General features: G+C 70.7%; 18 protein-coding genes and 2 pseudogenes. 9 read left to right on the forward strand and 11 right to left on the reverse strand.

All coding sequences use genetic code 11. The features are described from left to right. Window positions 1-322 precede the first annotated feature (322 nt). Complete coding sequence (locus tag OG798_RS00965) at window positions 323-2,455, forward strand: MFS transporter (RefSeq protein ID WP_328755886.1); 2,133 nt, start codon at window positions 323-325, stop codon at window positions 2,453-2,455. A 137-nt stretch (window positions 2,456-2,592) separates the two neighbouring features. On the opposite strand, the gene OG798_RS00970 is transcribed toward OG798_RS00965, so the two are convergent. The 6 genes and pseudogenes from OG798_RS00970 to OG798_RS00995 form a co-directional block, all read right to left on the reverse strand. Beyond that, window positions 2,593-2,991: a DUF6234 family protein gene (locus OG798_RS00970; RefSeq protein WP_220788774.1), complete on the reverse strand. Its 399-nt coding sequence runs from the start codon at window positions 2,989-2,991 to the stop codon at window positions 2,593-2,595. Between the two features lie 198 nt (window positions 2,992-3,189). Then, the gene (locus tag OG798_RS00975; RefSeq protein ID WP_257039828.1) at window positions 3,190-4,389 is read right to left on the reverse strand and encodes an alpha/beta hydrolase family protein; all 1,200 of its coding nucleotides are present in this window, start codon (window positions 4,387-4,389) and stop codon (window positions 3,190-3,192) included. A 103-nt stretch (window positions 4,390-4,492) separates the two neighbouring features. Beyond that, on the reverse strand, window positions 4,493-4,831 hold the full coding sequence (locus OG798_RS00980; protein WP_097228266.1) for a winged helix-turn-helix domain-containing protein: 339 nt from the start codon (window positions 4,829-4,831) through the stop codon (window positions 4,493-4,495). Further along, window positions 4,828-5,583, reverse strand: coding sequence for a hypothetical protein (locus OG798_RS00985; RefSeq protein WP_143670898.1), 756 nt, complete (start codon window positions 5,581-5,583; stop codon window positions 4,828-4,830). The genes OG798_RS00980 and OG798_RS00985 overlap by 4 nt, the downstream gene beginning before the upstream one ends. A 337-nt stretch (window positions 5,584-5,920) precedes the next feature. Then, window positions 5,921-6,373, reverse strand: coding sequence for a MarR family winged helix-turn-helix transcriptional regulator (locus OG798_RS00990; protein WP_121413793.1), 453 nt, complete (start codon window positions 6,371-6,373; stop codon window positions 5,921-5,923). Between the two features lie 150 nt (window positions 6,374-6,523). Continuing rightward, window positions 6,524-7,270, reverse strand: a pseudogene (locus OG798_RS00995) (alpha-hydroxy-acid oxidizing protein); the annotation flags it as partial. A gap of 179 nt (window positions 7,271-7,449) precedes the next feature. On the opposite strand from OG798_RS00995, the gene OG798_RS01000 reads away from it, so the two are divergent. Next, on the forward strand, window positions 7,450-7,809 hold the full coding sequence (locus tag OG798_RS01000; protein ID WP_328755889.1) for a hypothetical protein: 360 nt from the start codon (window positions 7,450-7,452) through the stop codon (window positions 7,807-7,809). Here OG798_RS01000 and OG798_RS01005 read toward each other — a convergent pair. Both OG798_RS01005 and mdlC read right to left on the reverse strand, forming a co-directional pair. Continuing rightward, window positions 7,806-8,567, reverse strand: a complete 762-nt coding sequence (locus OG798_RS01005; protein ID WP_328755890.1) for an SDR family oxidoreductase — start codon at window positions 8,565-8,567, stop codon at window positions 7,806-7,808. The genes OG798_RS01000 and OG798_RS01005 overlap by 4 nt on opposite strands. Before the next feature lie 38 nt (window positions 8,568-8,605). Next, on the reverse strand, window positions 8,606-10,216 hold the full coding sequence (mdlC, locus tag OG798_RS01010) for a benzoylformate decarboxylase (protein ID WP_328755891.1): 1,611 nt from the start codon (window positions 10,214-10,216) through the stop codon (window positions 8,606-8,608). A 598-nt stretch (window positions 10,217-10,814) separates the two neighbouring features. On the opposite strand from mdlC, the gene OG798_RS01015 reads away from it, so the two are divergent. Together OG798_RS01015 and OG798_RS01020 are read left to right on the forward strand one after the other, a co-directional pair. Continuing rightward, a complete protein-coding gene (locus tag OG798_RS01015; RefSeq protein ID WP_328755892.1) occupies window positions 10,815-11,693 on the forward strand; it encodes an LLM class F420-dependent oxidoreductase in 879 nt (292 codons plus the stop codon). Between the two features lie 173 nt (window positions 11,694-11,866). Next, a complete protein-coding gene (locus OG798_RS01020; protein WP_328759960.1) occupies window positions 11,867-13,354 on the forward strand; it encodes a GMC family oxidoreductase in 1,488 nt (495 codons plus the stop codon). 207 nt (window positions 13,355-13,561) lie between these two features. Here OG798_RS01020 and OG798_RS01025 read toward each other — a convergent pair whose 3' ends face one another. Continuing rightward, entirely contained in the window at window positions 13,562-14,014 is a 453-nt protein-coding gene (locus OG798_RS01025; RefSeq protein ID WP_097228467.1) for a MarR family winged helix-turn-helix transcriptional regulator, read from the reverse strand. Window positions 14,015-14,319: 305 nt separating this feature from the next. Between OG798_RS01025 and OG798_RS01030 the strand changes: the two are divergent. Next, window positions 14,320-14,950: pseudogene (locus OG798_RS01030) on the forward strand (YceI family protein). Continuing rightward, on the forward strand, window positions 14,947-15,531 hold the full coding sequence (wrbA, locus tag OG798_RS01035; RefSeq protein WP_120984875.1) for an NAD(P)H:quinone oxidoreductase: 585 nt from the start codon (window positions 14,947-14,949) through the stop codon (window positions 15,529-15,531). The pseudogene OG798_RS01030 and the gene wrbA overlap by 4 nt, the downstream one beginning before the upstream one ends. A gap of 296 nt (window positions 15,532-15,827) precedes the next feature. On the opposite strand, the gene OG798_RS01040 is transcribed toward wrbA, so the two are convergent. After that, on the reverse strand, window positions 15,828-16,238 hold the full coding sequence (locus OG798_RS01040; protein ID WP_095857395.1) for a hypothetical protein: 411 nt from the start codon (window positions 16,236-16,238) through the stop codon (window positions 15,828-15,830). A gap of 421 nt (window positions 16,239-16,659) precedes the next feature. Between OG798_RS01040 and OG798_RS01045 the strand changes: the two genes are divergently transcribed. From OG798_RS01045 to OG798_RS01055, 3 genes are all read left to right on the forward strand, one after another. Continuing rightward, window positions 16,660-17,277 (forward strand): LLM class flavin-dependent oxidoreductase, encoded by a 618-nt coding sequence (locus OG798_RS01045; protein ID WP_328755893.1) that lies wholly within the window; start codon window positions 16,660-16,662, stop codon window positions 17,275-17,277. 128 nt (window positions 17,278-17,405) lie between these two features. Continuing rightward, complete coding sequence (locus OG798_RS01050) at window positions 17,406-19,883, forward strand: SpoIIE family protein phosphatase (protein ID WP_328755894.1); 2,478 nt, start codon at window positions 17,406-17,408, stop codon at window positions 19,881-19,883. Between the two features lie 64 nt (window positions 19,884-19,947). Further along, window positions 19,948-20,667: an SDR family oxidoreductase gene (locus OG798_RS01055; protein WP_328755895.1), complete on the forward strand. Its 720-nt coding sequence runs from the start codon at window positions 19,948-19,950 to the stop codon at window positions 20,665-20,667. Window positions 20,668-20,754: 87 nt separating this feature from the next. On the opposite strand, the gene OG798_RS01060 is transcribed toward OG798_RS01055, so the two are convergent. After that, window positions 20,755-21,138: a hypothetical protein gene (locus OG798_RS01060; RefSeq protein WP_097228284.1), complete on the reverse strand. Its 384-nt coding sequence runs from the start codon at window positions 21,136-21,138 to the stop codon at window positions 20,755-20,757. Between the last annotated feature and the right edge of the window lie 96 nt (window positions 21,139-21,234).

Below are 21,234 nucleotides of genomic sequence, written 5' to 3' on the forward strand. Positions count from 1 at the left end.
GGCCGGGGCTGCGTCTCCCCCGGTTCACCGGCGTCGCCGCGTGAGGGGCGTGGTGGTGGGGCCGTGCCGTCCGTGGTGCGCGTCGGCGGTGATCGCAGAGGGGGCGGGCGCAGAGGAAGCGGTCGCGTTGCCGTGTTCGTCGCCGTCCGGGGTGCGGGGCCCGGCGGGCTGCGCCGGGACCGTTCTGCGGCCGGGGTGGACGGCCCCGGTGGAGATAGGCAGGCTGCCTGTTAATATTTGTCAGGTGGCCTGCTCATCTCCGCCGGGATCTCCCCAGCAGGCCTGCCCCGTAGCGGAAGGTCCCGGAGGAAGGAGCCGCGCCGTGCCGTCTGCCGGTGACACCCGCACTCCGGAGCGGATATCCGAGGCCGGAGCGCCCCGTGGCAATCCCTTCGGTGCGCGCTTTGTGGCGCCGCTGTACCTGGGGGCCTCGCTCAACCCGGTCAACAGCTCGATCATCGCGACGGCGCTGGTCGCCATCGCCGCGGCCCTGCACATCCCCGTCGGGGACACCGCGATCCTGATCTCCAGCCTCTATCTCACCAGCGCGCTGGCCCAGCCCGCCGCCGGGCGTCTCGCCGAGGAGTTCGGGCCCCGGCGGATCTTCGTGGCCGGTATCACGCTGGTGCTCGCGGCCGGGATCGTCGGCTCGCTGGCCCACTCGCTGACGGCACTGATCGTGGCGCGGGTACTGATCGGCGCGGGCACCTCGGCGGGCTACCCGGCGGCGATGCTGCTGATCCGCCGCCGCGCCGAACAGGCCGGCCACGCGGCCCCGCCGCGCGAGGTGCTCGGCGGTCTGTCGATCACCGGTGCCGCCACCGTCGCCGTCGGCCCCGCCATCGGCGGACTGCTGATCGGCTGGGCGGGCTGGCGCGCCGCCTTCTGGATCAACATCCCGGTCGCCGCCGTCGCCCTGGTCCTGGCGCTGGCCGGGGTCGCCCGGGACCCCGAACCGGTGCGCTTCGGCTCGCCCCGCGCGCTCGCCTCCCGCATCGACCTGCTCGGCATGCTGGGCTTCGGCGGCTCGCTCACCGCGCTGATGGTCTTCCTCGACGCGCTGCCGCGCCTGGAGTGGCCCGCGCTCGCCGCCGCCCTGGTCCTCGCCGCCGCCCTGGTCGGCTGGGAACTGCGCGCCGCCCAGCCCTTCCTCGACGTACGGCTGCTCGTCGCCAACGGCGCCCTGACCCGCACCTACCTGCGCAACGGCCTGACCCTGATGGGCACCTACGTGATCCTGTACGGGCTCACCCAGTGGCTGGAGGTGGCCCGCGGCCTGTCCGCCTACCAGGCCGGGCTGATGCTGATGCCGATGGGTGTGCTGACCGCCCTGGCCGCCCGGGTGGTGTCGCGGCGGGCGGTGGTGCGGTGGCCGCTGATCGCCTGCGCGGTCCTGCTGCTCGTCGGCGCGGTGGCCACGCTGTTCGTGGGCAGCGGCACCCCGATCGCGGCGGTCATCTGTGTCACCGCGGTCTTCGGCCTGACCTCCGGCGCCGGGACGGTCGCCAACCAGACCGTCCTCTACCAGGAGGCCCCCGCCGCCGCGCTGGGCACCGCTTCCGGACTGCTGCGCACCTTCGGCTACATCGGGTCCATCGCCTCGGCGGCGATCACCGGCACCGCCTTCCACCGCGGCGTGAGCGACAGCGGCCTGCACTCCATAGCGTGGGTGCTGGTCGCGATCTCCGCTCTCGTCCTCGTCATGACCGTCCTCGACCGGCAGTTGGCCCGCGCCGACCGGCACCACACGAACCAGCCCCCGGCCGGGGCCCGGAATCCGGGCCCCGCGCCCAGCACAGAACCCACTCACACAGAACCCCCTCGCACAGAAAGCCGATCCGCCGACATGACCACTGGTACGCACACCGCCCCCGCCCTCGACCCGGCCCGCACCGCGCTGCTGCTGATGGACTTCCAGCCCGTCGTGCTCGGCGCCGTGCCCGACCCGCAGGGCGTGCTCGCCCGCGCGGGCGAGGCACTGGCCTGGGCCCGCGCCCACGGGGCGCACGTCGTCTTCGTACGCGTCGCGCTCGCGGAGAAGGACGCCGCCGCCGTGCCCGCCCACAACAAGACGTTCTCCCAGGCCGTCGCGGCCGGGTACCTCACCGACGGCACCGCGGCGACGGCCGTGCACGAGTCCCTGAAGGCCGGGGAGGACGATCTGACCGTGCGCAAGACACGCATCAGCGCCTTCGCCAGCGACACCGACCTGCGCGCCGAACTCCGCGCCCGCGGCGTGGACACCCTGGTCCTCGCCGGGCTGTCCACCAGCGGCGTGGTGCTGACCACCCTGCGGCAGGCGGCCGATGAGGACTACCGCCTGTTCCTCCTGGCCGACGCCACCGCCGACCCCGATCCGGAGGTGCACCGGGTGCTCATGGAGAAGGTCTTCCCCCACCAGGCCGAGATCATCAGCACCGCGGACCTCGCCGCCCTGAGCACGGCAGCGGCGTAACCGGCACGACGCCGGGCGGCCCTCGGTACTGGTGGGGTCTCGTATTCAACTGCCGCCAGATCTCTGCGGGGCTCAGTCTCGGCTGTCACCGTCAGTGATATCGGGCAACAGTGTGGTTCGAGCCGCGCCCGGGTGTCTCAGCAGTTGGCGCTGTAGCGGATACACCCGGGCGAGGGGGCGTGGTCGGTATCCCACTGGTGCTGTGTGGCCCCCAGTATCAGGCCAGCCAGGAGAGCCACCAGCAGGTGTGCGATCGCCGTCCAGGGGGCACGGAACAGTCCCGCGAGTACTGCCACGATGAGTACGGCGACCAACAGCACCCACACCCGATTGATGTGCGCGAGGGTTGCCGCGTCGACCTGCGCCTTGTCGCCTTGCGCCGCCCATACCTCCATGCCGAGGCCGAACATCCAGTCCAGCACCAGCCACGCGGTCTCCAGTAGGGACAGCGGTACCGCGAGGGCAAGGTCCGCGCCCCGGCGTGTTCGGTGCGCCCAGGGGCGCCAGCGATTCGGCGCTGGAAGGGGATTCGTCATGGCTGCAGGGTGCCGAGCCTGGTGTTGACACGCATGAGTACGCGTACCCAATTCCGCGTCGACGGCGGCGAGCGGCAGGAGCGCCGATCACGCGAGGGAAGGGCTGTGCGGATGGCTGCCTTCGCGAAGGCCGCAGCCGGATGGCGACGGCATTTTCTGGCGGCCCTGGTATGACCGCGCATCGCGCGGTCCGACGCTTCACGGGATGAACTTCACCTCTGGGAAGGCCGTACTCGGGCCGTCGAGCAGACGCTCCCTGCGGTGCCGCAGGTGCAGGTCGAAGAACGCGAGCGGGTAGGCCTGTTGGATCCGTACCGCCCGGGCCGGATCGAGGGTGCCGATCATGTCCTGGATCTGCTGGTCGGTCATGCCGAGGATCTTGCCCGCTTGCGGGATCAGCGTCACGTTGTCGCCGTATGAGGGGTGGATGGCCCCGCCGGCCTGGATGTCGAGCCGCCAGCCGCGAAGGTGTGTCCAGAACTCGGCGACGTCCGGCATGGCGTCCCGGGTGAACACGGCGGTCATCATCATGAACGGCCGGTCCAGGTCGGCGGTGATGGTCGGCTGCATCGGGCCGTCGAGGCTGAGCCCGGCACGGACGCGCTGGTCGGCGAGCATGGTGAGCGCGGTGGCGGTGCCGCCCTTCGACCAGCCGAACGCGCCGATGCGCTTCGGGTCGAGGGCGCCGAGAAGGCCCTGGGGCAGCGGCTTGCCGTCGGCGTCGGGGTTGCGCCCGGCGGCGAGCCCCTCCACGCAGTCGAGCAGGAACCGGAGGTCTGCGGCGAAGTCCCTCGGGTACATCGGGACGTCGTCCGGGGTGAGCACCCGGCCGTCGGGGAATTCGGTGAACGTGTCGTGGGTGTGGTCGACGGTGACCACGGCGTAGCCGCGGCTGGCGAGTTCCTGGACCATGATGGTGTGGTCGCCGCGGTGGCTGCCCGAGCCGTGCGAGTACACGATGACGGGCAGGCGGTGGCCGGCATGGTGCACGGGTGCGCCCACGTGTGCGGCGGTGAGCGGGCCGAGGGCGGGGTCGAGGGAGAAGCCGGCGTCCGTGAGGAGCGCCCGCAACGCGCCCTCGGTCATCCAGGGGGCGCGCGGCAGGCCCTCCGCCCTGCGGGCGGGGTACCAGACGCCGGCCATCAACTCGCGGTGATGCCCGGGGCCGGCCACGGGATCGGGACGTGAGGTGTCGACGAGGTGGAGCGGCACCGTGCCCACGGGGTGCGGCCCGGTGGGCCTGGGCAGCGTGAGTCGAGACGAGCCGGGGGCGGTGGGAGCTGCCCACGCCTGGCGCGCTGCGCTGATCGGCACGGCGGCCCCGACCCCCGCCGCCAGCGCGGCTGCGAACATGCGACGGCGCGTCAAGTCCGTCTTGGTGACCGATGTGATGCTCACGTGTCCTCCCCAGGTTTCTTGGACGGTGTTCGGCGTGCTGTCCGGGTCCGCCGGACGTCGGCGGGAGCCGCTCACGGCTCACCACGGCTTGCAGGAGCCCAGATCAGGACTCCGGGGCTGAACTGCCTTGCTCGATCTGATGGATGAGCCGCTTGAGCTGGGTGACCTCGTCCTGCAGGGCGCGGTAGCCGGCCGGGGTGAGGGAGAGCCAGGTGCGGGCACGTTTGCCCTCGTAGCCCTTCTCGATCTCGACCAGTCCGGCCTTCTCCAGGACGGCCAGGTGCTGGCTGAGATTTCCGGCGGTGAGTCCGAGCGCCGTGCGCAGGAAGCCGAACTCGACCCGGCGCGCCTGGTGGGCGACGGTGAGGATGCCGAGGCGGACACGCTGGTGGACCACGTCGTCCAGGCCGGTGACGGGGTGCGGGGCGGGCTGATCGGTCATGAGACGTCGCGCTGACGGGACAGCTCGGCCAGAGCGAACCCGAGCGCGCCGAGCAGGAGCAGCACACCGGGTACGCCGTAGCGGGGCACGGCGGACCAGGGTGAGGTGAACGGGATCCCCGCCCAGCCGGTGGTGAGCGGCACCAGCTCGATGGCCAGGTACACCACTGTGAGTAGCAGTAGGGTGCGGCTGCGTTCCACCCAGGCCAGCACCAGCAGCGGCAGCCCGACGGCTGTGGCGTTCCCGGTGAGTCGGTGGAGGAACGCCGTCACCCCGGAGGCGGGGTCGAGGTGCAGGCCCCAGAAGTCGATCGGGGCGCCGGGCTGCGGCATCCCCTGACGGATGCTCCAGATCTCGGTGGCGGTCACCAGACCGACCAGGGCGGTCCCGGTGAGGATGTACGGCCGGACCGGGGTTCCGACACCGCGGTTGCGGGAGCGGCGGATGTAGAAGAACGCCGTCGCGGCGTAGGCGAGGGCGAGCCCGATGGGCCAGTAGACCGGCGAGCCCTGCGTGACCTGCGTGACCTGGGTGCAGCCGGTGCCTGCCGCGGGTGCGGTCGCCGGGCAGGGCACGGTCTCGACCTTGAAGGTGAAGCGGCTGACCAGGATCCCGCCCAGCGTGAGCACGCCCAGCAGCAGGAGGGGAAACCAGGCGCCGCGCTGCGCGGCACGGACCCGGCGGGTCAAGTCACCAAGGCCGGCGAGGACTTCGTGAGGAGTGCCCGGAGAGGGCATCGATGCATCTGCCATGGCATCAGCTTTGCATCACAAACCCGTTGGGGCAAGAAATCCGTGTGCGCTCCAAGATCAGGCCGGGAGAATCCGGCGGTCCGTGGTCGGCCCCGCCGGCTTGCGGTGATGCCCGGGTGATGCCTGTGGGCTGCCAAGTCCTCGTTCCGGCACCTGCAGACGCACGTCGGCAGAGACATCGGCTTCAACAAGCCATCGTTTCCTGAAGGCCGGCTGCCGACCTGCCTGAGCACCCCTCAGGGCCTTCACCGAGATCCACATCGGCTACGCGCGGGTGAAGCAGCTCACTACCGGCTGACCGCTACCGTCAAAATCCGGTCCGCTCCTCCCCGCGGGCCTAGACGGTCTCGGAGTCCGCCAGGCGATTCATGATCTCGGCGGCCTTGTCGAGCGTCCGACGCTCGGGGGCTCGAAGCGCGGACCCGATCACCTCGGCCAGCCACGCCTCACGGGCCGCCGGGATCCGCTCGGTCAGCGTCCGCCCGGCCGGGGTCGCACTCACCAGGACCTTGCGCCCGTCGTTGGGGTCCTTCGCGGTGGTGATCAGCTCGCCGGCGCGCAGCGCGGCCACGGTCTCCGCCATCGACTGCCGCCGCACGTGCTCGGCCTGCGCGAGCTCGCTCACGGTCATCGGGCCGTCCGTGACGATCCGGTGCAGCGTGGTCAGATGCGACCAGTTCCACGGCAGGTCGTCGATCGGCGCCTCGGTGCGCAGCCGCGCGCGCAGCCGCGTCATCGCCCGCATCAGCTCGACGGCGGTGCCCTCTGGCGGTACCGGTTCGCTACTCACCGAGTCAGCATATTGCAGGGCGAAGACGCCCTGACCAGGGACGGGAACCGGGAGAGGTGGATCCCCGGGCAGGCGGACCCGATGTCCCGTCAGCGGCCCGTCGGACAGGCCCGGTTGCCCGTACGGAGCTCACCTGTTCCGTGGCGGGCCTACCGCGGCCCGCACATCCTCCTCGGGGGCTTTGACCAGCCGGGCCCTGAAGACCGGGTCGGACGTGTAGTCGGCAAGGCAGTGGCCGCGCAGCTGCGGGAAGTTGCCGGTTGCCAGGTCGCGGGGGCGCCATCCGGTGATCCAGGTGTCCAGCGTCACCACGATGCCCTTGAAGCCCGCCGTTTCGGCCCGGCGCACCAGGCTCTGGGCCAGCTCCCGGTCGGTGGGGGTGTACAGCGAGAAGAATCCCGGGGTGTCCCCGAACTCGGCCGCGACCTCCTCCAGCGGATCGACGCTGAGGGTGGAGGCCATCATCGGCACGCCCGTACGGGCGGCTGCGCGGGCCGTGGCCAGGTCGCCGCGGCCGTCCTGCGCGCACAGCCCGATCACCCCGACGGGTGCCATGAACAGCGGGGACGGCAGACGCGTCCCGAACAGGTTCACCGACATGTCGCGCCGGGCCGCACCGGCCATCATCCGCGGCACCAGCCCCCACCGCAGGAACGCCGAGACGTTGGCCCGCTGGGTGGACTCGTCTCCTGCGCCACCGGCGACATACGACAGCAGCGACAGCAGCGACAGCGCCGCCCGCGCTCGCGCCTCCAGCTCCTGGAACTCCATCGGCAGGGCGGGCAGCACGCCGGACAGCCCGCCGGTGTAGATCTCGTTCTGGTAGTCACCGAACTGCCCGTCGAGCTCCCGGTTCACCCGCGGGGTCACCGCCCTCGCCTCACCTGCCCCGGCCATCGGGGGCCAGTGGCTTTTCATCGTGCGGCCGGGACGGGACGGCGGCCAGGCCACAGCGGTACGGACCGCGCTGAAGGGGTTGTGGCCGGCGTACATTGATCCGCCGCGGCCCCCGGTCACGTCCCGCGCGCGCGGTCCGCCGATGAGCAGCCGGTGATCTCGTTTTGTACGATCGGGGCATGGCTGCGGAGTATCCCGAGGCCGCAAAGCAGCTGTCCGTGGTCGCGGAGCGCGTGGGGGCACATCTTTCGGACGTCAGCCGTGACATCGGGGAGCAGCTGCTCGCGGAGATCCCGGAGCTCCGGGGTGACGGGACCGTCATCAAGATCCTCGAGGCGAGCGTCGCGGAGAACGTCGCCACGCTGCTGCACATTTTCGAGAACGACATACCGCTGGACAACGTCGAGGGGCTCCCGGTCGCCTCGGAGTACGCCAGGAGACTGGCCCAGCACCGCTGGGGGCACCCCCTGCTCGAAGAGCTTGGGGGAGGGCGTGCCGGGCCCCCGCGTCTGCGGCATGACCGGCCGGGCAGGCCCTAGAAGCTCCTGCGCACACCCCCGTCGACCGACAGCATCACGCCCGTGAGGTAGGACGCGGCGGGCGACAGCAGGAAGGCGGCGCTGCGGCCGAACTCCTCGGGGGTTCCGTAGCGGCGCAGGGGGACGCCGGCGGTCGCACGGGCGCGGGCGGCGTCGGCGTGGCCGGTGTGCGCGTCGAGTTCGCGGACCCGGTCGGTCTCGATGTGGGCGGGCACGAGACCGACGACGCGGATACCCCGGGGACCCAGCTCGTTCGCCAGGTTCTTCGCGTAACCGGCCAGGCCCGGCCGGAAGGCGTTGGAGAGCGCGAGGCCGGGAATCGGCTCGTACACGGAGCTGGAGAGGACGAAGCCGATGACCCCTCCCCCGTCCAGCTCCGCCGCGACGGCGCGCGACAGCCGCACCGCACCGAGGAAGACCGACTCGAAGGCGGCGCGCCACAGGTCGTCGTCGATGGTGTCCGACGTACCTGGCGGCGGGCCGCCGACGCTGATGAGCACCCCGTCCAGCCGCTTGAAGGCATCGCGTGCCGCGCCGATGAGCCGGTCCGGGGCAGCGGGGTCGGCGTTGTCGGCCACGACACCGACCGCCTGCCCCCGGCCGCCGAGCTCCGCCTCGGCGGCGGCCACCGACTTCTCGCCGCGGCCGCTGACGACCACCCTCGCCCCGTCCGCCACCAGTTCGCGCGCGGCGGCCCTGCCCAGACCGCGGGTGCCGCCGGTGACGATGTACACCCGGTCCTTCAGTCCAAGGTCCATGACCGCTGTCTCCTGTCCCGCCGTGCCGGTCGCACGGCCTACAGCATCGCCTTCTGGGGCTGGGTGGGCACCACGATGACGGTGGCGGTGCCGGCGCTCAGGGCCGCCTTGAACTCCCGCTCCAGGTCCCCCGTGGTCTCCACGTCGACCGCACGGCATCCGAATCCGCGGGCCACCGAGGCGATGTCGAGCCCGGGCAGGTCAAGTCCCGGAACGCCCGGCGTCTCCTCCAGTACCGCGAACGACTTGAGGATGGAGTACTCCTGGTTGCGCATGACCACATACACGATGGGGAGGTTGTGCCGGGCCGCCGTCCAGATGGCCTGCACGGAGTACTGGAAGGAACCGTCGCCGATCAGGCCGACCACCGGCCGGTCGACGCCCCGGTCCCGGTCGCCCAGCGCGACGCCCACCGCGGCCGGGGTGGCCCAGCCGATCCCTCCGCTGGCCGTGGCGAAGAACGATCCGCTCCTGACCGTCGGAAGCCACTCGACCTGCTGCGCCATCGTGGAGGTCGATTCGTTGACGATGACCGCGTCCGGCGGCCGGACCCTGCTCAGGGCGGCGTACACCTCCGGCGGGGTGAGCGGGCTGCCCGGCACCTGCGGCAGCTCACGGGGCCGCGCCATCGGCTCCGGAGCGGTCCGCGCAGACCCCTCGGCGACCATGTCCAGGAGCAGCTCGGTCGCCGTCGCGGGATCGCCCAGGAGGCTGTCGCCCACCCGCGCCGCCGCGGCAACCCCCGGATTGCCGGTGATCTGCAGGAGCTCGGTGCCGTCGGGGAGGTAGTCGCCGGGCACGTAGGGGTAGTAGCGGAACGCCTCCGCGCCGATCACGACCACCAGGTCGTGCCCGGCCAGCCGGTCGCTGATGGTCTTCACCGACATGCCGAGCGGGCCGCGGAAGAGGGGGTGGTCCTCGGGGAAGGAGGCGCGGTCCAGCAGCGGGGCGCCGTAGACGGAAGCGCGCAGCTTCTCCGCCAGGGCCACCGCCGCGTCCCAGCCGCCGGCCCGGTCCACCTCCGGCCCGAAGACCAGCGCGGGACGGCGGCTTGCGGAGATGCGGTCGGCGAACAGCCGCAGGCGCTGCGCATCGGGGACGACCCGGTCGCTGACGGTCCGGACCCGGGTGAATCCGGACAGCGGCCGCTTCCAGTCGTCCATGGGAATCGACAGGTAGACCGGTCCCGCCGGCGGCTGCAGTGCCTCCGCATAGGCCCGCATGAAAGCCTCGGGGACGTCTTCGGCGCGGGCCGGCTCGTAGGACCATTTCACCCACGGCTTCGGCAGCGTGGTGGCCTCGCGGTTGCCGAGATACGGCTCCCCGATCACGAGTTCACGGTGCTGCTGTCCCGAGGTGATGATCAGCGGCGTGTTTCCGTGGTAGGCCGCCACCAGGTTGCCCATCGCGTTTCCCACCCCGGCCGAGGAGTGCACGTTGACCAGTGCCGGGCGGCGCGTGACCTGGGCGAAGGCGTCGGCCATCGCGATGACGGACGCCTCCTGCAGCGCCAGGACGTAGGTGAAGTCCTCGGGGAAATCCTGCAGGAAGGTCTGCTCGGTCGAGCCGGGATTGCCGAAGACCGTGGTGAGTTTCAGGGTCCGCAGCAGGTCGTAGGTCACGCTGTGGACGGTGGATCGCTCGGTCATTGTTGCCACCGACTTTCGTGCTGGAGCCGGGCGCCGGGTCAGCGGCCCTGCCCGTGGGGTGCGCGCTTCTCGGTGAAGGCCCGGGCGCCTTCCCTCGCGTCGTGGGACGCCGGAACCAAGCGCCGATCCGATCCTGCTCGACACCGGCGCCCTCGTCGCGAAATGCGGTCCGTTCGGTGACGGCACGTCCGGCGGCCGCCACGGCCGGCGGGGCGACGCCGCAGCGGACCTCCGTCCGGCCGAAGCCCGGCGCTCCGCGGGGCCACGCTCATGCCGCGGGCGGGCGCCGTCCCGGGGCCCGCGACGGGCCGGCCGCCGTGCCGTCTGCCGCGTTCATGCACCGCTCCTTTGCCGCGCTCATGTACCGGTCCTTCCGGTCCTTCCGGTCCTTCCGGTCCGGGGACCGGAAGGAGCGTTTCCGTGAGGACGACGCTAGAAGCGTGCACGGATGGAGCCATTGGGCGACGAACACCACATTTGCCGGGAAATTGGTTTCTTGGCACCAATATGCGCGGCACTCACCGGTATTTCCTTGCTTGACAAAGCAGATGAATGCCTAAGCATACTCGGTCGGTCGGTCCGGCACACGGGAGCCCGCATGAACCTCGGCATGGCCATCGCTGACTTCACCCAGCCCCAGGGCCCGGCAGGCATCGCACGTCACGTGGGCCGGCTCGCCCGCACCGCGGAGGAGTACGGGTTCACACGCATCGCCGTCATGGACCATCTCTTCCAGATCGGGATCGTGGGGACGTCCGAACAGGAAATGCTGGAGGCGTACACCACGCTGGGCTACCTGGCGGCGAGCACCGAACGCGTGGAGCTTCTCGCCCTGGTGACCTCGGCCGGCTACCGCGAGCCCGGCCTGCTGGCCAAGATGGTCACCACGCTCGACGTGCTGTCCGAGGGCCGGGCGGCCCTGGGCATCGGTGTCGGCGCGGGGTTCAACGTCGCCGAGGCGCGCGGACTGGGCCTGCCCTTCCCGCCCGTCGCCGAGCGGTTCGAACGCCTCGAGGAGACGCTGCGGATCTGCCTGCAGATGTGGAGCGACGACGAAGGGCCCTTCAACGGCCGCCACTACCGGCTCGAGCGCACCCTCAACTCCCCCGCCACGGTACGGCGCCCCCACCCGCCGATCCTGATCGGCGGGTCCGGCGAGCAGAAGACGCTGCGGCTCGTCGCGGAGTACGGCAACGCCTGCAACCTCTTCCACGGACCGGACCTCCGGCACAAACTCGACGTGCTGCGCGGACACTGCGACCGGGCCGGGCGGGACTACGACACGATCGAGAAGACCGTCCTCCTCCCCCTCGACCCCGGGCCGCGGGGCAAGCACGTGCCGGGCCTGCTCGCCGAACTGCGCCGGCTGCACCGGATCGGCATCGACCACGTCATCGGCCCGGTACGGGGAGCCGACCAGCAGGCGGCCCTCCAGCTGCTCGGAGAACGCGTCGTTCCCGAGGCAGCGCATTTCTGAGATACCGCACCTCTGAGGCACCGCATCCCCGACCTCAGTACGTGGCAGGAACCTGACCAACCCCGCAGTATCAATTTGCTTGAAGAAGCATTCAAAGAGCATCCACTGACAAGTCCTCGGAGGAAAGTCCGTGAAGTGACAGCAACGACCGGCCGGGCAAGGACGCCGATGTCATCGTCGTCGGAGGCGGATCCGCGGGCGCCGTGCTCGCTGCCCGGCTCAGCGAGGACCCGCAGCGCGAGGTCCTGCTGATCGAGGCAGGCCCGGACTACCCCGCGGGGCAGTTCCCCCACGGGCTGCGGACCCCGCATCTGCTGGCCGATCCGGACCACGACTGGGGCTACACCGCGCGGGGCACCGACCGGGCCCCGGGCATCCCCGCTCCGCGCGGCCGGACCATGGGGGGCAGTTCCGCCGTCAACGCGGGGGTGGCCATCCGGGCGCGTCCCGGGGACTTCGCCGCCTGGGCGGACCGTTACGGCATCAAGGGCTGGTCCTACGAGGACGTCCTCCCCACGTTCAGGCGCATGGAGAACACACCGGCCGGCGACGACGCCTACCACGGGCGCCTGGGCCCCTTCCCCGTCCGCCAGTGGTCCTACGAGCAACTCACGTCGCCTCTGCGGGCGTTCGTCGACGGCTCGGCGGACCGCGGGTTCCGGCGTGTCGAGGACTTCAACGGGGCCGAGCAGGAGGGCGTCGGCGGCTATCCCGTCAACATCGTCGGCGGGGTGCGGCAGAACACCGCCCTGGCCTATCTGACGCCACCGGTGCGCCAGCGCCCCAATCTCCGGGTGCTGAGCGAGGTCACCGCCGACACCGTACTCATCAAGGACGGCACGGCGCGCGGCGTGGTGAGTGCCTCCGGCACCGTGTACCGGGCCGCCGAGGTGATACTCGCCGCCGGCAGCTACGGCAGTCCGGCCATCCTGCTGCGCTCCGGCGTCGGACCGGCGAAGGACCTGCGGGCACTGGGCATCGGTGTGGTCGCCGACCTGCCGGTCGGCCGGCGGTTGCAGGACCATCCCTTCTTCCACTCGCTGTTCGCCCTGGCGCCCGGGCACCAGACGATGACGGACGCCTTCTCGGCGGGTCTGTGGTGCGCCTCGACCGAGGCTCAGGCCGGCGAACTGGACCTCGGCATCGTGGCCGTGCACCTGCTGGACGGCTCCTTCAGTCCGACCGGCGGAGCCCTGCTCCTGGCGACGGCCGTCACCCGGCCGGAGTCACGAGGCTCCCTCCGCCTGGCCGGCCGGGACCCCTACGCCGCTCCGGTCATCGACGACAACTACCTCGCCACCGCCAGGGACCGCCGCCGCATGCTGGAGGGCGTGAAGCTCGTGCGCGGCCTCGTGGGCACGCCGCGGTTCGCACGGGTACTGGCCGGCGAACTCGTTCCCGGCGACGCGGTCCGGGGCGACGAGGAACTGCTGGACACGATCGAGGCCGGGATCTCCACTTACGGTCACCCCACCTCGACCGTGCCCATGGGAGGGCCCGAGGACGAATGGTCCGTGGTCGACGAGTCGGGCGCGGTCAAGGGGGTCGAGCGGCTGCGCGTCGTGGACGCCTCCATCATGCCGGAGGTCCCGTCCACCGTGACCAACGCGACCACCATCATGATCGCGGAGCACATCGCCCGCCGCGTGTACCGGGCCTGACGGAACGTCGCGTGTACCGGGCCTGACGGGGCGTGGGGAACCCCCGGCGCCGGGGAGCGCGGCGCGGACCGCCCGGCGCTGGTGCGGTCCGCGTCGGCTCCACCGCGCGGGCGGCGACGAAATTTGTCGAACAGGACGGCGGGTGGCTCTTCGCCGAGCGCGGACTGATGGCCGACCGGACCGGGACACGGCCGTCCGTGGCCTGGTTCAGTCCAGCTTTTTCACAACGGCCTCGAACTGCCTCACCAGAGCGGGCAGGGAGCGTCCGTCGAGCTGGTCGACGACCCGCTTACGGGCACTCGCCAGATGAACGGGGTAGGCGGCCTGAAGACGCTTCAGCCCCTCGGGGGTCAAAGAGGCCACATTGCCCCGCCCGTCGCCTTCGTGGCGCCGCTTGGTCACCTGGCCCCGGGCCTGGAGCGTGTCCACGATCCGGGTGATCCGGCTTGCCGACAGGGCGCTGGCCGCGGCGAGATCCGTCATCCGCAGCTCCTGGTTCTCCGCTTCGGAGAGACTCATGAGGACGACGTACTCGGTGAGCGTCAGACCCGTGGCCCGCAGCAGATCGTCGTCCAGCGAGCGCGGGAGCGCGATGATGACGCGCATCAGGGCACGCCAGAATCGCTCTTCCTCGGCGGCCAGCGGATCAACGTCACTCATCCGTGCAGCTTACATGCTCAAGCAAGCAAGCTCAAGCGGTGATCGGATCCCGGGCCCCGCGCAGCCTGCGGCGCCGACAGGGCCGGCCGACGGCCGACCGCACCTGCGCCTGCGCCTGCGCCTGCGCGGCGAACGGGCTGGCGGTCGCGGGATCCAGTCGACCATGGCACGCCTGCGGGCACTGGCCCGACAAGCCTCAATTTACTTGCTCGACAAAGCATCACCACCCTAGAGATGCTTGCTTACGCAAGGAACAATCTGCCGGGGATCGCCGTGTGCGACGACGAGTGAGAGGCCAGAAGGGCATGAGTGTCCAGTTGCCGCCCGCCGGGACCTACCAGGTCGATCCGGCGCGATCGTCCATCACCTTCACCACCCGGCACCTGTTCGGCCTCGGCAGGGTGAACGGCACTTTCACGCTGGAGTCGGCGAGCATCTCCGTCGCCGAGCCGGTGCCCGGGTCGGCCGTGCACGCGGTCGTCGCGGCGGGCAGTTTCCACACCGGTGCGGCTCGCCGACGATCACGTGCGCTCGCCCGCGTTCCTGGACGCGGACCGGCACCCGGCCATCCGCTTCGAGTCGAGCGGGGCGGTCCGCGGCGACGACGGCATCTGGACGGTGGAGGGATCGCTCACGGTCCGTGGGCACCGGGCTCCCCTCCGGCTGACGATCGACTCACTGACCGTCAGGGACGGATCGCTGCGGCTCTCGGCCTCGGCGACCGTCGACCGGCACCGCCACGGCCTGACAGCCGCCCGCGGGATGGCGGCGCGCCGGCTGCGGCTCTCCCTGACCGCCACCGCTCACCCCACCACCAGTCCCACCGCCGGCCCCATCACGAACGCGACCACGCGCCCGGCCCTCAGCACGGCGACTCGCGCCGTCGCGCCGGCAGAAGAAGAAAGGGACCTTCTGATGTCTCCCAAGTCGCAGTGATCTACTACTCCTCCACCGGGACGGTCCACGAGCTGGCGGAGTCGGTGGCCGAGGGCGCCCGCAAGGAAGGCGCGGAGGTACGGCTTCTGCGCGTCGCCGAACTGGCCCCCAAGGAGGCCATCGCCACCAACGAGGCCTGGGCGGCGCACATGGTGGCCACCGAGGACATCCCCATGGCGACCCCGGACGACATCGAGTGGGCGGACGCCGTCATCTTCGGCTCCCCCACCCGGTTCGGCAACATCGCCAGCCAGCTCAAGCAGTTCATCGACACCCTCGGCGGCCTGTGGGCCCAGGGCAAGCTGGCCGACAAGATCTACAGCGGCTTCACCGCCACCGCCACCGCGCACGGCGGGCAGGAGTCCACGCTGCTGGCCCTGTACAACTCCGTCCACCACTTCGGCGGCATCATCGTCACGCCCGGGTACACCGACCCCGTGAAGTTCGCCGACGGCAACCCCTACGGCACCAGCCACGTCAACGGCCAGGGAGCGGTCCCCGTCGACGACACCGCCCGTGCCGCCGCCGTCTACCAGGGCAAGCGCGTGGCCGCCGTCACCGCGCAGTTCAAGAACGCCTGACAGGACGTTCCGGGCCGCGTCACGGCGCGCGGGCCGGGGCCGGGCTCGACCGCTCGGTCGGCGGGGGTCAGTGCTGGGCAAACTGAACGCGCGTCGGCTGCACGGCGTCCGGCCGCAGGGCGATCCCGTTGAGCACCAGCGGTTCTCCGTAGATGTCGGTGATCCTGATCGCGCCCCCGCACCCGCTGCCCTGGTCGGAGAGGAAGTAGTTGTAGTCGGGGGCGATCCGGTCTGTACCCCGCTGCCGGGTCGGGGCTGCGGCGGAGGGGGTGAAGTTCCCTGCGCGGGGCCGAACATCAGGTCAGCGGAGGGCTGAAGGGCCCCGCGGCCCTCTCGAAGACTTCGAGGGTGATCTCCGGGACGAAAACAGCATCGCTCTCCAGGCCCTCGGGAAGGTGTCCCCGCATGTCCTCACGGCACAAGAGCGTGCCGTCGGGAATGAGGATCCCCGCGCCGAGCCGGTCCGCCAGCTCGATGATGATCTTCCACACGTCGCCGGTCTGCGGGCGTTCGACGCCGATGCCGCCGCCAAAGACGAACACCTCGGCCTCGCTGCCGTCGGCGGCACGGATCCAGAACTCCGTATCGCCCTCGGCCGCCTTCTCGGGCGCGGCGTCGCAGGGCGAAAGGACCGCCCGGACCACGTCCATGTCCGGCTCGGCCGGCTCACCGTCCAAGAACCGGTAGAGGCTCAGGTTGTAGCTCATTGCGGCGGCCCCGGTCTGCACACGAGCCCGATTGCCCTGACGTCGTCGCCGAGGGGCCCGATGTCCCCGCTGCCCAAGAGGGGCCTCCTTCGCTGTCGTGTGCGGGGATCATCGCATCGGCGACTGACAGCAGGCGCCAGAACTCCCGAACCAGCCGGACCGCTTCGGCCTTGACCGGCACGGCCGTCGCGGCGAGCGCTTCGCGGCGCCCTGCGACGTCCGGGGAACGGGGAACGGGTGCCGGACGTCCTGGCGGCCCGACGGCATGAGCACTCTCGACAGCCGGGGTCCGGACCGCTCCCCGGTCCGGGGAGGAACGCGCCTCGCACTAGCGTGGCCGCATGCGTTTTGCTTTCAAGACGTCACCGCAGAGTACGACTTGGGACGCCATGCTCCAGGTGTGGCGGGCCGCCAACGACACATGGCGGCAACGCTCGACATCGTGTCCGGCGGCCGGCTGGAGCTCGGCCTCGGGACCGGCTGGAACCAGGAGGAGTCCAGTGCCTACGGCATCGAGCTGGGCACCCCGAAAGAGCGCAGCGACCGGTTCGAGGAGGCGTGCGAGGTCATCACCGGTCTGCTCAGCCGGGAGAGCACGACGTTCAAAGGCAGCTCCTACGAGCTGACCGGCGCCCGCTGCAACCCCAAGCCCGTGCAGCGGCCGTACCCGTCGCTGTGCATCGGCGGCAGCGGCGAGAAGCGCACCCTGCGCACCGCCGCCCGCTTCGCACAGCACTGGAACTTCGACAGCGGCACGGTCGGGCGGTTCATCCGCGCGCGACGTACTCCACCAGTACTGCGCCGACGTCCGCCGGGGCCCGGCGGAGATCCTGCTGTCGAGCCAGGTGCGGTTCAGCGGCGATCCGGCCGCGACGGCGGCCAGCGCCGCCGAGCTCGGCGAGGCCGGTGCGGAGCTTGCCATCGTCTATCTGCCGCCGCCCTGCACCGCCGCCGTGCTGGAACCGCTGGCAACAGCGCTGGGCCGGCCGGCCTGAGCCCAGGACCGGCGCCCTCCGCAGCCCTGCGCCGACCTGGATGACGGGAGCTGTACCAGTCACGGCTGCAGCGCTGTCACAAAACCAACCACTATCCGGTCATTAGGGGAGAAAAGGGGCACATCGCTGGAGCCCCGCACCGCCGGCTTTCCCAGACTCCCGAGGACAGCACTTGACGACTACGACCAGCCTCGACGCAGTGACACTCGGTAAGCAGTTGAACGCGTCCGACATATCCGACACGGCCATCGCGCTGCTCGACGAGCAGGGGATGGTCGCCGCATGGACACACACCGCCGAGCGGCTCGTCGGATTCTGTGCCGGGGACGTCGTGGGCCGGTCCGCCGCACTCGTGCTGCCGTCTTTCAAGGAAGCGACGACGACATCAGCGTTTGTCGAGCGGTGCCGTGCCGAGAACGGGTGGTCAGGGGCGACGGCAGTGCGCCACGGGGACGGCCGCGTACTCGACGCCAGCGTACGGCTCACGATGCTGCACGGTCAGGACGGGACAGCGCGATGGCTCGCGTCCGTGACCGACGCCGTCCCGCAGTCCGGGGACGCGATCGACAGATCGGTGCGGGGACCGCTTCTCGCCCGCGCGCCGATCGGTGTCGGCATTCGCGACCGGCAACTGCGGTCCACCTACGTGAACGACGTTGCCGAGAACCACGACGGCCTTTCCCGTGACCGACGTCTCGGACGTCGATTCACCGAGGTACTGCCCGGTGTCAATGCCGAAACCATCGAGGCGGTGATGCGGCAGGTTCTCCAGAACGGTGCGACCAAGATCCACGAGTACCGGACGTGGCTGCCGACGAGTCAGGGCCCGGAGCACCAGTTCGCGGTTTCGTTCCAGTGCCTCCAGGGCGCCGACGGCCGAGCGCTGGGGGTGTGCATCATCGGCGCTGACGTCACCGCGAGCCGGCGGACGCGTGAGCGCCTCGCCGTCCTCAGCCAGGCCAGTACGCGTCTGGGCAGCACCCTGGATGTGACGCAGGCCAGCCAGGAACTGGCCGACCTGGCCGTGCCGTTGCTCGCCGACCACGTCGCCGTGGACCTGGAGCAGTCGATCTCGTTCGGGGAGGGGCCCCCGGTCCGCATCGGCGCGACGGGCAAGCATCTCCCCGGTCTCCGGCGTGCCGGTCTGGCCTCGATCCACCAGGGGGTCCCGGAATCCCCCTGGGCGTGCGGCGAGCCGGTGTTCGTGCCGCCGGTCTCACCCTTCACCGACGTCCTGCGTGCCGGGAAGTCCTTCCTGGAGCCGGTCCTGGACACCGCCTCGGGCGCATGGATCGACGAGATGCCGGAACTGGCGCGCAGCGTCCGTGAGCACGGCGCGCACTCGATCATGATCGTACCCATCCGTGTACGGCGCTCCCTGCTGGGCGTGGCGCTGTTCGTCCGCACGAAGGATCCCGTGCCGTTCCATGAGGTCGATCTCCTCCTGGCCGAAGAACTCGTCGGCCGCGCCGCGCAGTCGTTGCACAACGCCCGTCAGTACGCCCGCAAACACACCGCCGCCCTCACGCTGCAACGCCATCTGCTGCCCCGCCGGTTGACAGGCGGCACAGCGGTCGAGGCGGCGTCGCGCTACCTGCCCGCGGACCTGGACCACGGTGTCGGCGGCGACTGGTTCGACGTGATCCCGCTGTCCGGCGCACGGGTGGCGCTCGTCGTCGGCGACGTGATCGGACACGGCCTCCACGCCGCCGCGACCATGGGCAGGCTCCGCACCGCCGTCCACACCCTCGCCGCCATGGAGCTGCCTCCCGACGAACTGCTGGCCCAGCTCGACGACACGGTCCAACGGCTGGGCGAGGAAGACGCCGACACCCCGGACCAGCCCCCCGCGGTGGTGGGCGCCACCTGCCTGTACGCCGTCTACGACCCGGCCACCCGCCGGTGCACCATGGCGAGCGCCGGGCATCCCCCGCCCGCGATCATCGACCCGCAGGGGCAGGTCACGTACCTCGGCCTTCCCCCCGGAGCCCCCCTGGGTGTCGGCCTGGGGGACCCTCCCGAATCCGTGGAACTGGAACTGGCCGAGGGAAGCATCCTCGCCCTGTACACCGACGGCCTGATCGAGACCCGCGACCACGACATCGAAGAGGGAATGCGCCGGCTGGGCAGCGTCCTCGCACAACCGGGCCGGTCTCTTGAAGACCTCTGCGACATCGCAACGCAGTCCCTTCCGGACCAGGCACCGTGCGACGACGTCACACTCCTGCTCGTCCGCACCCGCTCCCTCGGCCCGGCCCGGGTCGCCTCCTGGACACTGCCCGGTGACCGGTCCGCCGTCAGCAGCGCCCGCACCCTGGCCGCACGACAGCTGACGGAATGGGGCCTGCAAGGTCTTCAGGACGCCACGAAACTGATCGTCAGCGAACTCGTCACCAACGCCATCCGCCACGGCACCGGACAGATCGAGCTACGGCTCGTCCGGCACCAAGTCCTGACCTGCGAAGTGTCCGACACCGGTCCCTGCACCCCGCGTCCGCGTCGCGCACGCACCATGGACGAGAACGGCCGCGGCCTCTTCCTCGTCACCAACCTGTCCCGCAGGTGGGGCTCCCGCCCGATACCGGGCGGCAAGGTCGTCTGGGCCGAACAGAACCTCCCCCACACATCCGGCCTCCGATCGGCCGCCTGAGGCGAACCCACCCGCCCCCCACACACGATCGATGCGCAGATCAGCGCAGCGAAGGAGTGAACCCGTGATCCGCAGACGAGTACTCGTCACGGGCGCGTCCAAAGGCATCGGCCGCGCCCTCGCCGAGCAGCTGGCAGGAGAAGGCCACACCCTCGTGGGCATCGCCCGCAGCGCACCGCAGTCCTTTCCCGGCGAGTTCCACGAAGCCGACCTTGCCGACCGTGCGGCCACCGATCAGGTCCTGGGCGAAGTGATGGGCGCGGGGCCGGTCGACGCCGTGGTCAACAATGTGGGGATGGTGCGGCCCGCGCCCGTCGGGGAGGTCGCTCTGTCCGACCTCGACGCGGTTCTCGACATGAACGTGCGCACCGCGGTCCAGATCGTCCAGGCCGTCCTGCCCGGCATGCTGGAGCGGTCCTGGGGCCGCGTGGTGAACGTCACCAGCCTGGTCACCCTGGGGCTGCCCGATCGAACGTCCTACGGTGCGGCCAAGGCCGCCCTGGAGTTCTTGACGCGAGGCTGGGCCGGAGAGCTTGCCGCACACGGGATCACCGTCAACGCGGTCGCCCCGGGCCCCACCGAGACCGAGTTGTTCCGGGAGAACAACCCGCCCGGGTCGGCCTCAGCCGCCCGCTACCTGGCGACCGTTCCCATGGGAAGGTTCGGGCGCCCGGACGAGCTCGCAGCCGCCATCGCCTTCCTGCTCTCCGAGAAGGCGGGTTTCATCACCGGCCAGATCCTGCGCGTCGACGGCGGTGCGAGCATCGGCCGCAACAGCGTCTGAAAACGGCACAGCGGTGCGGGGTACGCGGCTCTCACCGCGCACCCCGCACCGCCCGGACGACGTTCTTCAGCCCGGTCCTAGCGGCTGCTATTCATTATTGTTGTTGCCGTTGTTTCCAGCGATTTTGATGAACTTGACATTCTTGGTCGTCGTGACGACCTTCTTGATCACGACACCCTTGGAATTCTTGGTTATTTTGGTCGTCTTGGTGATCTTGGTGATCTTGAGGCCGTTGGTGGTCAGTTCCTTCTTGACCGTCGTCTTGGTGATGGTGGTCGTACTGTTCTTGACCAGCCCCGTGATCTCGGCGGCCTGGTGGCCCTGGTGGCTTGCCGTGACCGCGGCCACGGGCCCGGTGTGCGGCGTCGCCGGGGCGGCGAAAGCGCTGGAGGGTACCAGCGCGCCTCCCGCCGCCAGGGCGGTCGAGGCGGCAAGCATCACAAGGCGCTGAGTACGGGAAGTGCGGGTCATGGGAATTCTCCTCCGTGAGAAATAATCAGGGTTTCCGAACAGTCCTGGAAATTCGCGGCCATTCGGTGAGGGCCAGCTGCTGTTGAACGGGCCCGC

Origin of the sequence: Streptomyces sp. NBC_00271 (assembly GCF_036178845.1) — a bacterium.
GTDB lineage: Bacteria > Actinomycetota > Actinomycetes > Streptomycetales > Streptomycetaceae > Streptomyces.